We start from the raw sequence: 13,841 nt of genomic DNA, 5'->3' as shown, positions 1-13,841 counted from the left end.
GGGGAAAGATCAGGCTCAAACGAAAAGATGGCCATGCATAAACTCGAACGTCTCCTGCGCCCAAAATCGATCGCCGTGTTCGGTGGGGCGCAGGCCGCCGCCGTCGTGGCGCAGTCGATCAAGATGGGCTTTGCCGGCGAAATCTGGCCGGTGCATCCGACCAAGGACGAGGTCGCCGGCCGCAAGGCCTACCGCTCCGTCGCCGACCTGCCCGGAGCACCGGACGCCGCCTTTGTCGGCGTCAACCGGCATCTCACCATCGAGGTGATCAAGGCGCTGGCCGAGCGCGGCGCCGGCGGCGCCGTCTGCTTCGCCGCCGGCTTCCTCGAGACCGAGGCCTATGACGAGGACGGCGAGCGGCTGCAGGCCGAGCTCGTTGCCGCCGCCGGCCAGATGCCGATCATCGGCCCGAACTGTTACGGCCTGATCAATTATGCCGACGGCGCGTTGTTGTGGCCCGACCAGCATGGCGGCATCCGCCTGGTCGAGGGCGGCAAGGGCGTCGCCATCATCACCCAGTCGTCCAACATCGCCATCAACATGACGATGCAGAAGCGCGGCCTGCCGATCGCCTTCCTGATGACGGCCGGCAACCAGGCGCAGACCGGCCTGTCGGAAATGGCGCTCGGCCTGATCGAGGACGAGCGCGTCACCTCGCTCGGCCTGCATATCGAGGCTTTCGACTCCGTAGCCGGCTTCGAAAGGCTGGCGGCGCGCGCCCGCGAGCTGGAGAAGCCGATCATCGCCATGAAGGTCGGCCGCTCGGAGCAGGCGCGGCAGGCGACCGTCTCGCATACCGCCTCGCTGGCCGGCTCGGACGCCGCCTCCGGCGCGTTCCTGAAGCGGCTCGGCATTGCGCGTGTCGATTCGATTCCCGCCTTCATCGAGGCGCTGAAGCTGCTGCACGTCACCGGTCCTTTGCCCGGCTACAGGCTTTCGTCGATGAGCTGCTCGGGCGGCGAGGCTTCGGTGATGGCCGACAGCGCCGAGGGCCGCTGGGTGCATTTTCCGGCGCTTGCCGATCAGCACCGCGCGCATGTCAAATCGACGCTCGGACCTCTGGTCGCGGTCGCCAATCCGCTCGACTACCACACCTTCATCTGGAACAACGAGCCGGCGATGACCGCCACCTTCACCGCGATGGTGTCGGGCGGCTTCGACCTCAACATGCTGGTGCTCGACTTCCCGCGCCCCGACCGCTGCTCGGACGTCGACTGGTGGGCGACGCTGCGCGCCTTCGAGGCGGCATTGAAGACCAACAAGGCGCAGGGCGCGATCGTCTCCTCGCTGCCGGAAAACCTGCCGGAGGAATACACCGCCGGGCTGATGGCGCGCGGAATGGTGCCGTTGTTCGGCATCTCGGAAGCGATGGACGCCGCGCAAGCCGCCGCCTTCATCGGCTGGGCCTGGCGCGAACCGCAGGCGCAACCTGTCGACACCACGGCCGCGGGCGCGTCGGAAGCCAGACACGTGACGCCGGACGAGGCCGAAGCCAAGGAAAGGCTGATCAAGGCCGGCCTGCCGGTGCCGAAGGGCGAGCGCGCCTCCAACGCGGTCGAGGCGGTGATCTCGTCGATGACGCTGGGCTTCCCGGTGGCGCTGAAGGCGCTCGGCGTCACGCACAAGTCGGAAGTCGGCGCTGTCAGGCTGAATCTCAAGGACGCCGAGTCGGTCAGCGCCGCCGCGCATGACCTTCTGCCGCTCGGCACCGGGCTCTATGCCGAGCGAATGGTCCGCGACGGCGTCGCCGAGCTGATCGTCGGCTTCACCCGCGACCCGATGTTCGGCGTGGTGATGACGCTCGGCACCGGCGGCGTGCTGGTCGAGCTGCTGCGCGACAGCGTGACCTTGATGTTGCCGGCGACGCGCGACGACATCGAGGCGGCATTGCGTGGATTGAAGCTCTATCCGCTGCTCGAAGGCTATCGCGGCCGGCCGAAGGCCGATGTCCATGCGGCCATCGACGCCATCGCCGGCATTGCCGACTTCGTCCAGAAGAACGAAGGCGAGATCGAGGAACTCGACATTAACCCGCTGATTGTCTGCGCCAAAGGCAAGGGCGCCTGGATCGCGGATGCCTTGCTGGTGCTTGGAGAAAAGAAGAATGGCTGAAATCATCACCACCCGCCGCGAAGGCACGATCCTCGAGGTCACGCTCGACCGGCCGAAGGCCAACGCGATCGACCTGAAGACATCGCGGCTGATGGGTGAGACCTTCAAGGCGTTCCGCGACGATCCGGGCCTGCGCGTCGCCATCGTCAAGACCGCAGGCGACAAGTTCTTCAGCGCCGGCTGGGACCTGAAGGCAGCCGCCGCCGGCGACGCGGTCGACGGCGACTATGGCGTCGGCGGTTTTGCCGGGCTGCAGGAGTTGCGCGACCTGAACAAGCCGGTGATCGCCTGTGTCAACGGCATGGCGGTGGGCGGCGGCTTCGAGCTGGCGCTGTCCTGCGACCTCATCTACGCCTCGGACCATTCCTCCTTCGCGCTGCCGGAGATCCGCGCCGGCACGCTGGCCGACGCGGCGACCATCAAGCTGCCGAAGCGCATTCCCTACCATATCGCCATGGACCTTCTGTTCACCGGTCGCTGGATGGATGTCGCCGAGGCGCATCGCTGGGGCCTGGTCAACGAGGTGCTGCCGAAGGACAAGCTGGAAGAGCGCGTCTGGGAGATCGCAAGGCTCTTGGCCAGCGGTCCGCCGCTGGTCTTCGCGTCGATCAAGGAGACGGCGCGGGTGGCGGAGGCGCTGACCTTCCAGGACGCCATGAACAAGGTGACACGCCGGCAGTTGCCGACGGTGGATACGCTTTACGGGTCGGAAGACAATATGGAGGGGTTCCGGGCGTTCGCGGAGAAGCGCGACCCGGTTTGGAAGGGCAGATAAACCCGAGACGATGGCGTTCCTTCGCACCCCCCTCTGCCCTGCCGGGCATCTCCCCCGCAAGGGGGGAGATCGGATGCCGCGAAGGCTTTCGCCAATCTCCCACGCTGCAAGAATGGCGCCGAGCCCGACGCTGCCAATCTCCCCCCTTGCGGGGGAGATGTCCGGCAGGACAGAGGGGGGTGCCTGGGCTCAACTTTCACAAGTAGCCCAGACACGATGACCGACTACAAAACCCTCATCGATGCGGAAACCTGGGCCTTCATCGAGAAGACCAACTCCTATTATCCGCCGGACACGATCGACTACACGATCGAAGAGCAGCGCGCGATCTACGACCGGATGTGCCGGGAGTTCTTTGCCGGCTATCCGCAAGGCGTGACCGCCGAGACGACAAGCATCGCCGACGGCATCCCGATCCGCATCTACCGTAACGCGGAGCCGAACAATGGCGCGATGGTGCTCTATCTCCATGGCGGCGGCTTCATCCTGGGCGGGCTGGACAGCCATGACGATGTCTGCGCCGAGCTTTGTGCCCGCACCCGCTACGAGGTGGTTTCGGTCGACTACCGGCTGTCGCCGGAGCATCTGCATCCGGCCGCCTTCGACGACGCCATGGACGCCTTCGAATGGGCCGCCGAGACCTATGACTGCCCGGTGGTGCTTTGCGGCGACAGCGCCGGCGGCAATCTCTGCGCAGCGATAGCGCATGCGACGCGCGGCCATGAAAAGAAGCCGGCCGGCCAGATGCTGATCTATCCTGGCCTCGGCGGCGACCACTCGAAAGGCTCCTATCTGACCCATGCCGAGGCGCCGATGCTGACCGTGCGCGACCTCGATTTCTACAAGCATATCCGCACCGGCGGCGTCGACCGGACCGGCGACATCACGCTCTACCCGCTCGCCGACGCCGATTTCGCCTATTTGCCGCCGACGGTGCTGATCACCGCCGAATGCGACCCGCTGTCGTCCGACGGCGAGGCCTATCGCGATCGCATCGTCGCGGCCGGCGGACGCGCCACCTGGTTCGAGGAGCCGGGCCTGGTGCATGGCTATCTCAGAGCCCGCCACATGGTCGGCCGGGCACGGACGAGCTTCACCCGCATCGTCGAGGCGGTATCGGCGCTCGGCCGAGGCGACTGGATCTGGTAGCGCCTGACGGCCGCGAGCGCTTTCCGCTCCGCCCATGAACCTTTCCACGCCGGCCAGCGACTGATGGCCAGGCGCCGCAATGGTGCGGCCCGGAAAGGGAAAGCCCCATGACCAGAAACCCAGAGGCTCCTCGGTCTCCGGGAACAACGGGAGTCCAGCGCGATCACCGCCTTCGGGAAGGGGTCGACGCGCTGGGCTTCCGGCTGATTCCGTTGACCCTGCATAGGAGCAGGCGTATCGTCACGACGAGGAAAGCAGACAACTTGATCGGGGAAGAACGTGCCGCAACGCCGCGCCTTGCCCTGGTTGGCGCGGTAGAGCCAGACGTTCCTCCCAGCGGCTTCGGGGGGAGTTCAATGTCTGGCGTTCGCGGCTCGTTCCTGCGTTCCCGTAGTGGCCGTTTGTGCCGCGCAATAGCATCCACCAGCGGAATTCTTGCCGTGGCGCTGTCCGCCGGCCTCTGGCTTGGCGGCGTGGCGAATGCGCAGGAAACCCAGATCATCTATCCCGGCTCGATGGCGGTCACCGGCTTCCCCGGCACCGTGATCCCCAATTTCGATCAGGGCTTGCCGCCCGGCGCCGATCTGGTCGACGAGACCTTCATCGACACCTCGCGGGCATCCTTGCGCATTTTCGACGTCTCGCATCTCGGCGGGCCGGCCTCCGGCCAGCTCGTCAACACGCCGCCGCCCTTCGAGGTAAGCGCCGGGCAGATCGGCGAGGTGTTCGGCCTGACCTATGACGACGGCGTGCGTGATGGCGTGCCGTCGGGCATTCCCAACCTTTATGCCGCCGCGACCTCGCTGCATGGTGTCGAGATCGTCACGCCGGACGCCGACGACGACGGGCGTCCGGAGCGGCAGCGCCGCGGCGCCGCGGGTGCTGCCTTCATGGACGGCCAGTTCGGCACCGAGAATGGCGGCGGTCCAGGCACGATCTGGAAGATCGACGGCATCACGGGCGCCGTCTCGAAATTCGCCGACATCGACACCAACAGCGGGCCGGGCATCGGCAACCTCGCCTTCGACCCCATCCACCGCCAGTTCTTCGCCTCGGATCTCGACACCGGCCTGATCCACCGCATCGACGCCACCGGCCATCCGATCGACACGTTCGACCATGGTGTCGCCGGCCGCCCGGCGCATGGGCTTGGCCCCGTCGCCGACGATGGCGCGGTCATGGACATACAGGGCGCGGCCTTCGATACCGAAGACCCCGAGACCTGGGGCTATACGCAGGGCGAGCGCCGTGTCTGGGCGGTCTCCTATCATGGCGGCCGGCTGTATTATTCGGTCGGCGAAAAATCCGAGATCTGGTCGGTCGGCATTGCGCGCGACGGCACGTTCGCCGGCGATCCGCGTTGGGAACTGACGGTCAAGGCCGACAAGGATTACGCCGTCACCGACATCGCCTTCGACAACAAGGGCTTCATGTATCTCGCCCAGCGCGGCCCGGTCGAAAACCGTTACGATTACAGCCGCTTCGCCGATTCCGGCAAAGGCGAGCTGATCCGCTACTGGCAGGAGGACCCGGATGATCCGGCGACGGAATCGGCCTGGGTCGAGGTGCCGCAGGAATATGCAGTAGGCTTTCCGCAAGGCAGCCGGCAGTCGGCCGGCGGCGTCGACCTGCAATATGGCTATGATGCCGACGGCAATATCGACACCAGCGTCTGCACCGACACGGTCGTCAATACCGGCGACAAATTGCGCGACAATCCTGAATTGGCCGAGCGGCTCGCCGCCGGCGGGCCGCTTGCCGTGCATGGCGTGCAATTGACGCCGAGCGCGCTGGTCAAGCCGGCGAACGTGCCGCCCTTCGGCTCATGGTTCGTCGACTTCGACGGCTATTTCGAAGACCCGGAGGTCGAAGGCCATGTCGGCGACGTAAGGGTCTGGCGCCCCTGTGAGGGCCGCGCCGGCTACTATGAGGAAATCCCCGGCGGCGGCTATCTGCCTCCGTTCTATCCGCCGGACTTCCCACCGCCCGGCAACCTGCCACCCTGCATCGATATCGTGGACGTGCACTATTATTGCACGCCGCGCGGGCTTCAGGCCGAACTCACTCTCCATGACCACGCCGGCTTCGGCGGCGATTCGATCAAGGCGCAGTCCAGGACGCCCGGTGTCGGGGTATCGACCCCTATGTCGCATGTCCCGGGCAAGCCCTACACGGTCGACATCACCGGCCATGATCCGGGCGACACCGTCAATGTCGGGCTCTGCTTCTATCGCAAATCCGACCAGGACAAGGGTGGCTACTACCCTTGCTGCAAGATGACGCTGCCGCTCAGAACGCCAGCCGTCAGCTGCGAACGTTGAGGGAGGGACAGATGACAAATCTCGCCCTTTCCCACCTCGCTTCGCGCAACACGAAAACCGTCATGGAGACGATCATGAAACCCCTGTCATACGCCAGGCGCGGCGCGCGCTGGCTGATGGCGGCCGGTATCGCGGTCGCCATGCTGCCGGCGCTGCCGGCGCTTGCCGAAGACACCGCTCCGGCCAAGCTCACCGAAGTCGCCGGACCGGAGCCCAGGCTCGACCTAGACAACCCGCGGGTCATCAATCCCGAACCCGGCCGCATCGTGCCTTTCTTCACCAAGACGGGCGGCCAGCGCGGCTGCGACTATGTCTACTACACGCTGACCTTCGGCCTGCGCGGCAATGCGCAAGCCTTCGCCAACCCGGCTTTGGCCAACGCGCTGAAGAACGCCAGGATCGACTTCAAGGACCAGCTTGCGCATGGGCTGAAGATCGTCAGCGCGCAGGTGACCGGCGACGGCACGGACGCTTCCGGCGGACCGCTGTCGGCGGCTGCGATCAGCAGCTCGGCCAATCCCGACGACACGGCGACGGTGTCCGATTTCCGGATTTCCGCCTCCGATCTCGACGGTTCGGGCGCGCCGAACGAACGAACCATCACCTTCCGGATCCTGGCCAAGATCGACCAGGCGGCGTTTCCCGCGCCGGCCAATGTCGACAACCAGGGCCAGATCAAGGTGTCGATGGGAGGCGGCCCGGGGACCCTCATCCCGTCGCAGGATCCGAGCAAGCCGGATGACGGCGACTTCCTGACCGGCGCCAAGACGACGATCCACATCGACGTCACCAAGTGCAACCCGCCGCCACCTCCCGGCAAGGAATGCTTCAAGGTCGAGCGCGGCACGATCGACTGCGTGCCCGGCGGCGGCGCCTTCATCTACCACATGCCGGTCGGCCCGGAGATGGGCGGCAAGTGGGTGCAGGTGTCGACGACCACGCCCGGCATCTTCATCGTTCCCGACACGCAGAAGGTGCCGGTCGGCGGCGGCGTGCTGAACTGGAAGATCGTCGGCGCTTCGCCCGGCGAAGCCATCCACCTCATCGTCACCGGCATCGAGACCTATGCCGGGCCGAAGGAGGGCTGGGGGCTCTGCTGCACGCAGGTGATCGACATCGTCATCCCGCGTGACCTCAGATGCCCGCCGAAGGACAAGGAGCCGGACCTCAAGGTCGAGAAGGATGCCGACGTGCCGCGTTGCACGATGGCCGGCGGCTGCGACTTCACCATCACCGTCACCAATGTCGGCGACGCGCCCTATAACGGCAAGATCGTGCTCGACGAAGTGACGCTGCCGGCAGGCTCCGTGCTGACATCGGGACCGAATCCGCCCTGGGTCTGCGTGCCCGGCACGACGCCGATGACCTGCACCTATCCGCCGACCACGCTCAACCCCGGCGCTTCCGTCAACCTCAAGCTCGGCTTCAAGCCGGCCGGCGGCTGGCAGGGCAGCGTGCTGCGCAACTGCGCCGCCTATGACTACCAGGCCAGCGGCAAGCCGCTGTTCGGCAGCCAGCTCAACGACCGCGGCTGCGCCTCGATCCCGATCTGCCGCCGTGGCGACCGCGATCCGCAGTGCCAGCCTCCGGTGGAGAAGAAGGTCGACCTGATCCTGAAGAAGCGCGCCCGCATCCCGGTCTGCACGGCCGACGGCGTCTGCTATTTCGTGATCGACATCATCAACAACGGCACCAACACCTATAACGGGCCGCTGACGGTGATCGACAACTACCCCGGCGGCGCGCCCACCTCCTCGACCTTCGGGCCGAGCCCGCCCTGGACCTGCGGCCCGAACGGGCCCGGACAGTTCCGCTGCGACAATGCCGGCATCTCGCTGCCTCCGGGCGCCTCGACGCCGATCGTCGTCAAGGCGGTGATGCCGGCAAACTACCGGCCGGATACGGTAGAGAACTGCGCCGAGGTGAAGGCTATTCCCGGCGAGGTCGACCTCGCCAACAACAGGGCCTGCGCGACCGAGCGCATCCGCCATCCGAATGGCGGCCAGCCTGGCCTGCGCATCACCAAGACCTGCGGCGGCGATCAGCTCGTGCGCGCCGGAATGGTCGCTTGCCGCATCACCGTCAGCAACGCCGGCACCGCGGCTCCCACCGGACCGGTGCGGGTCAGCGATGCCGCCGCCCTGGTGTCGGGGGGCGCGCCGGTGCAAATCCAGACTCTGGCCCCGGACGGCCCGGAATGGAACTGCGGACCGGTGCCTGCCAACACGCTGCCGTGCCAGATTCCCGGCGCCGTGATGACGCCCGGAACCTCCAGGCACTTCGACGTGACGGTGAGCGGCAATGGCGCGTTCGAGAACTGCGCGCGCGGCGCCTACGGGCCGGCGCCCGGCGACGACATCGTCTACCCGATCGGACAGGCTTGCGCGAAGGGCGGCGGCGCTTCCGCCATCCGCGTCGAGAAGACCGGCGATGCCGAGTGCCAGCCGGGAGAACCCTGCTCGTTCGAGATCACCATCGCGAATGATGGGCCGAACCCCTTCTCCGGTCCGGTCCGCATCGGCGATGCGATCGGCGTGGAGGGTCTCGGCCGGCTGGAAGGCGTTCAGATCACCTCGATCGACCCGCCCTTCGGCTGCTCGCCGGAGCCGACGACACTGCCTCTATCCTGCATCGCCAACCTGACGCTGGGCGCCGGCGAAAGCCACACCCACCACGTCACCGTGATCCTTCCCGAGGATGGGCGTCTCGCCGATCTGCAGGGTTCGGTCAACGGACAGAACTGCGTCGGCGTGCTTCCTCCGAACACGCCGGTGCAAGGCGGCGGCGACGTGCTGTCGCGCGACCTGACCACCAACCAGGGCGATCGCGGCAAGGCCTATGCGTGCCACCCCTTCACCATCAGGCATGAGGTGAAGAACCAGTGCTCGGATGGGCTGGTGCTGAACTCGGCCGGCCGTTGCGCCTGCCCGGACGGCACCACCTTCCGCAACGGCCAGTGCTCAGGCGGCGGAACCAAGCTCTTGCCACTGCCCGTGCCGCCGCGCTGCGTGCTGCTGCAAGGCCAGATCCGGACTGCGGACGGACGTTGCGTCTGCCCGCGCGGCACCGATCTGGAGAACGGCAAGTGCGCGCGGGGCGAAGAGCCGCAGGAGCCGCAGTGCACGCTGCGTCCGGGCCAGTACCGCGACCAGGACGGCAACTGCGTGTGCCGCCGCGGCGAGCTGGTGAACGGCGTCTGCCAGGTCATTCCGCCGAAATGCGCGATCCGCGGCGCCGTGCCGACTTCGAACGGCAATGGCTGCACCTGCCCGGACGGCACGCATCTCGACCGGGTGGCCAAGGCCTGCGTGTCCGACAGGCAGCCGCCCGCCCAGTGCCGCATCCGTGGCCAGTCCCGCAACGCCGATGGCGATTGCGTCTGCCCGCGCGGCACGGAGGTACGTGACGGCGCCTGCCGGCCGGTCGTGTCGAGGCAATGCCCGATTCGCGGCCAGGTGCGCGACGCCAACGGCAACTGCGCCTGCCCGGATGGCCTGGAGGTGCAGGGCAAAGCCTGCAGGCCGCCAAAGCCCAGCCAAGAGCAGTGCACCATTCGCGGTCAGGTCCACAACAAGCGGGGCGACTGTGTCTGCCCGCGCGGGACCGAAATCCGCGACGGCGCCTGCCGCAAGCCGCAGCAGGAATGCGCGCCGGGCTCGCGCCTCGTCGACGGCCAGTGCCAGCCGGTGCTGACCAAGCGGCGCTGCCCGGTCGGCACGACCGGACGGTTCCCGGACTGCACGCCGATCCGCAGGCGGCCGGGCGTCGAGATCAACCCCGGCATCCTGCTCAACCCGAACGTGCTGCAGCAACTGGTGCCGCAGCGCCAGCCGCGGCGGATCATTCAGGACCCGAACGGCGCCAACATCCAGAACTTCAAGCCGTAACGGTCTTACGGATGAAGACGAACCCGCCGGAGCGATCCGGCGGGTTTTTCTTATCCGCTGCTTCCCCTTTTCGGCATCTTCCTCTAGGCATCTGGCATTCGCGTCCGAGACAAAGGCGAGCCATGACCAAAAAGATCCTGATCGCGCCGTCGGTGCTGGCTTCGGATTTCTCCAAGCTCGGCGACGAGGTCGAGGCCGTAGCGGCGGCCGGTGCCGACTGGATCCATCTCGACGTGATGGACGGCCATTTCGTGCCCAACATCACCTTCGGCCCGCCGGTGATCAAGGCGATCCGCAATCGCACCAAGGCCTTCTTCGACTGCCATCTGATGATTGCGCCGGCCGATCCTTACCTGGAGGCCTTCGCCGAAGCCGGCTGCGACGGCATGACTGTTCACGCCGAGGCCGGGCCGCATCTCGACCGTTCGCTGCAAACCATCAAGAACCTTGGCAAGAAGGCCGGCGTCTCGCTCAACCCGGCGACGCCGGAAACGGCGATCGAGTATGTGCTCGACCGGCTCGACCTCATCCTGATCATGACCGTCAATCCGGGCTTCGGCGGGCAGGCCTTCATCCCGGCGATCGTCGACAAGGTGAAACGGGTCAAGGCGCTGATCGGCGGCCGGCCGATCCACATCGAGATAGACGGCGGTGTTTCGGCCGAAACGGCGCCGCTGGTGACCGCGGCCGGCGCCAATGTGTTGGTAGCGGGCGCCGCAGTCTTCAAGGGCGGCAACGTCGAAGCCTATAGGGCAAATATCGAAGCAATTCGAGCGGCTGCCGACAGGGTCGCCAGTTAAACGTATAACGGCCCGAACTCTCGCGGGAGTTGCACAACCGCGGCAGCGATTGAACGACTGTTCAATATATGGAGCGATGCAGGAACCTCGTTTTTTCCCGAGATTCTACTTTGTTAAATAAATAGACGGCCAGCCTTGTCTTAAAGTCGAATATCGTCATCTTCCGCTTGAGACACCTCATTGCCCGGCTGTATGATACATGTACGGGAATTGCTTCGCCGCGGGGCCCTGGCAAACCAGGGGCAAAGCAACAGGAGTTCGATTGACAAACGGAAACACCGAGCCGGGCGAGAGCAAGGGCGCCAAAAGCACGCTTGCCAGTTCGGTCTACCAGCAACTCCGCGACGACTTGCTGCGCGGAGCTCTGGAGTCCGAGACGAAACTGCGTGTCGAATGGGTCGTTTCCCGCTATGGCGCCGGCGCCTCGCCGGTGCGCGAGGCGCTCAACCGCCTGGCCGCCGAGGGCCTGCTCGGCCGTCACGACCAACGCGGCTTCTTCCTGATGCCGGTCAGCGCCGCGGAGCTGGAGGAGTTGACGCGTACGCGCTGCTGGCTGGAGGAGCGAGCGCTGCGCGAATCCATTGCGCACCGCACCGCCGAATGGGAAGAGCAGCTGGTGCTGGCCCTGCACCGCCTTGCGCGCGCCGAGCGCCGCCTGCCGGAAGACCCGGCAAGCAACAATCCGGAATGGGAGAAGCTGCACCGCTCCTTCCATCGCGCGCTGATCGCGGCGTGCCGGTCGCACTGGCTGATCGGCTTTTGCGATCAGCTTTCCGATCAGGCTTCGCGCTACCGCCTGATCTCGCAAAACACGCCGGGCATGGGGCGCGACGATCTTGGCGAGCACCGCATGATTGCCGAGCGCACGCTGGATGGCGACGCCGACGGCGCGGTCGAGGCGCTTCTCAACCATTACCGCCTCACCGCCGCGATGTGCATGGAACGCCTCGCCCAGGGTTATGATCCGAGGGCCGGCGCCGGCAAGGCCACGCGCAGCCGCAAATAGTGACCGGAACACTGCTGTGCGGCTTCTGGAATTGCTCTGGGCGCCAAATCTGATAATCGCAGACGGGCCAACGCCTTTGCCATTGGGCTTCGACACGCCCCGAGGACGCTTTATGACCAATCATCTCTTCGGCGCTTTCCGTTCCCATATGCCGGCGTCGGGCCGGCTGCTGATGGAGACGGATGACGGCCGTTCGATCACCTATGGCGACATGCTGGCAAAGTCGGCGCAACTGGCGCATGCGCTGGTGCAGGCAGGCATCGAGCCCGGGAACCGTGTCGCCGTCCAGGTCGAGAAGAGCCCGGAGGCGGCGCTGCTCTATCTCGCCACCGTGCGCGCCGGCGCGGTCTTCCTGCCGCTCAACACCGCCTACACGCTGCCGGAGCTCGACTATTTCTTCCGCGACGCCGAGCCGAGGCTGATCGTGTGCGATCCGGACCGACTTTCGGGCGTCGAGCCGCTTGCCGCATCGATCGGCGCGACGGTGCTCACGCTCAGCCGCGACGGGCAGGGAACGCTCGCCAGCCAGGCTTCGCGGCAGGCGACGGATTTCAGCGATGTCGCGCGCGGGCCGGACGATCTTGCCGCCATCCTCTATACGTCCGGCACGACCGGCCGTTCCAAGGGCGCGATGCTCAGCCACGAGAACCTTGCTTCCAATGCCCTCGTGCTGGTGGAGCAGTGGCGCTTCGGCGCCGACGACGTGCTGATCCATGCGCTGCCGATCTTCCATACGCACGGCCTGTTCGTGGCCACCAACGTCATCCTGATGGCCGGCGCGAAAATGTTCTTCGAGCAGAAATTCGACCCGGCGCGCATCCTGTCGCTGATGCCGCGCGCGACGGCTTTGATGGGCGTGCCGACCTTCTATGTACGGCTGTTGCAGCAGGTCGGCCTGACGCGGGAGGCGGCCAGCGCCATCCGGGTCTTCATCTCCGGCTCGGCGCCGCTGCTGGCCGAGACGCACAAGGCCTGGCGCGAGCGCACCGGCCACGCCATCCTCGAGCGCTACGGCATGACCGAGACCAACATGAACACGTCCAATCCCTATGACGGCGAGCGGCGCGCCGGCACGGTCGGTTTCCCCTTGCCCGGGGTCTCGCTGCGCATCGCCGATCCCGACACGGGCAATCCTCTCTCGCAAGGCGAGATCGGCATGATCGAGGTCAAGGGCCCAAACGTCTTTGCCGGCTATTGGCGCATGCCCGAGAAGACCAGGGCCGAGTTCCGCGACGACGGCTTCTTCATCACCGGCGATCTCGGCCTGATCGATGCCGACGGCTATGTCCACATCGTCGGGCGCGGCAAGGACCTGATCATCTCGGGCGGCTACAATGTCTATCCGAAGGAGATCGAAAGCGAGATCGACGCGCTCGACGGCGTTGGCGAAAGCGCGGTGATCGGCGTCGCCCATCCGGATTTCGGCGAAGGCGTCACCGCGGTCGTGGTGCGCAAGCCGGGATCGACGATCGGCGCTGCCGACATTGCCGGCGCCATCGCCGGCCGGCTGGCGAAATACAAGCATCCGAAGCAGGTGATCTTCGTCGACGAGCTGCCGCGCAACACCATGGGCAAGGTGCAGAAGAACGTCCTGCGCGAGGCGTATAACGATATCTACGCCAAAGCCGGTTAATGGATGACCGGTTGGCCGAACCTCGACTGGCTTGCCAGCGAGGGATGGCGGACCTCGGAGATTAGCCAAGACGCCCATCGCCTCGTCATTCTAGGGCGGAGCAAGGAGCGCAGCGACGCGCGCAGACCCTAGAATCCATTCCGTGACGCTAAAGCACT

8 protein-coding genes are annotated in these 13,841 nt (G+C 66.2%); all 8 read left to right on the top strand.

Annotated elements, in window-relative coordinates; genetic code table 11:
• Nucleotides 1–33: 33 nt before the first annotated feature.
• Nucleotides 34–2,112 (top strand): acetate--CoA ligase family protein, encoded by a 2,079-nt coding sequence (locus tag FJ956_RS15335; protein WP_140679136.1) that lies wholly within the window; start codon nt 34–36, stop codon nt 2,110–2,112.
• A complete protein-coding gene (locus FJ956_RS15330; protein ID WP_140679138.1) occupies nt 2,105–2,887 on the top strand; it encodes a carnitinyl-CoA dehydratase in 783 nt (260 codons plus the stop codon). Before FJ956_RS15335 ends, FJ956_RS15330 begins: the two co-directional genes overlap by 8 nt.
• A 216-nt stretch (nt 2,888–3,103) precedes the next feature.
• On the top strand, nt 3,104–4,036 hold the full coding sequence (locus FJ956_RS15320; RefSeq protein WP_140679140.1) for an alpha/beta hydrolase: 933 nt from the start codon (nt 3,104–3,106) through the stop codon (nt 4,034–4,036).
• Between the two features lie 356 nt (nt 4,037–4,392).
• On the top strand, nt 4,393–6,357 hold the full coding sequence (locus FJ956_RS15315; protein ID WP_140679142.1) for a hypothetical protein: 1,965 nt from the start codon (nt 4,393–4,395) through the stop codon (nt 6,355–6,357).
• Nucleotides 6,358–6,368: 11 nt separating this feature from the next.
• Nucleotides 6,369–10,244, top strand: coding sequence for a hypothetical protein (locus FJ956_RS15310; protein WP_140679144.1), 3,876 nt, complete (start codon nt 6,369–6,371; stop codon nt 10,242–10,244).
• Nucleotides 10,245–10,366: 122 nt separating this feature from the next.
• The gene (gene rpe, locus FJ956_RS15305) at nt 10,367–11,044 is read left to right on the top strand and encodes a ribulose-phosphate 3-epimerase (protein ID WP_140679146.1); all 678 of its coding nucleotides are present in this window, start codon (nt 10,367–10,369) and stop codon (nt 11,042–11,044) included.
• Nucleotides 11,045–11,306: 262 nt separating this feature from the next.
• Nucleotides 11,307–12,050: a GntR family transcriptional regulator gene (locus FJ956_RS15300; protein WP_246672108.1), complete on the top strand. Its 744-nt coding sequence runs from the start codon at nt 11,307–11,309 to the stop codon at nt 12,048–12,050.
• Nucleotides 12,051–12,162: 112 nt separating this feature from the next.
• On the top strand, nt 12,163–13,683 hold the full coding sequence (locus FJ956_RS15295; protein ID WP_140679150.1) for a malonyl-CoA synthase: 1,521 nt from the start codon (nt 12,163–12,165) through the stop codon (nt 13,681–13,683).
• The last annotated feature ends 158 nt before the right edge of the window (nt 13,684–13,841 follow it).

The sequence above is a fragment of the Mesorhizobium sp. B2-4-3 genome, from assembly GCF_006442815.1.
In the GTDB taxonomy this organism is placed as follows: domain Bacteria; phylum Pseudomonadota; class Alphaproteobacteria; order Rhizobiales; family Rhizobiaceae; genus Mesorhizobium.
Note: the sequence above shows the minus strand (reverse complement) of the source record. Positions and strands in the feature narration are given on the sequence as shown.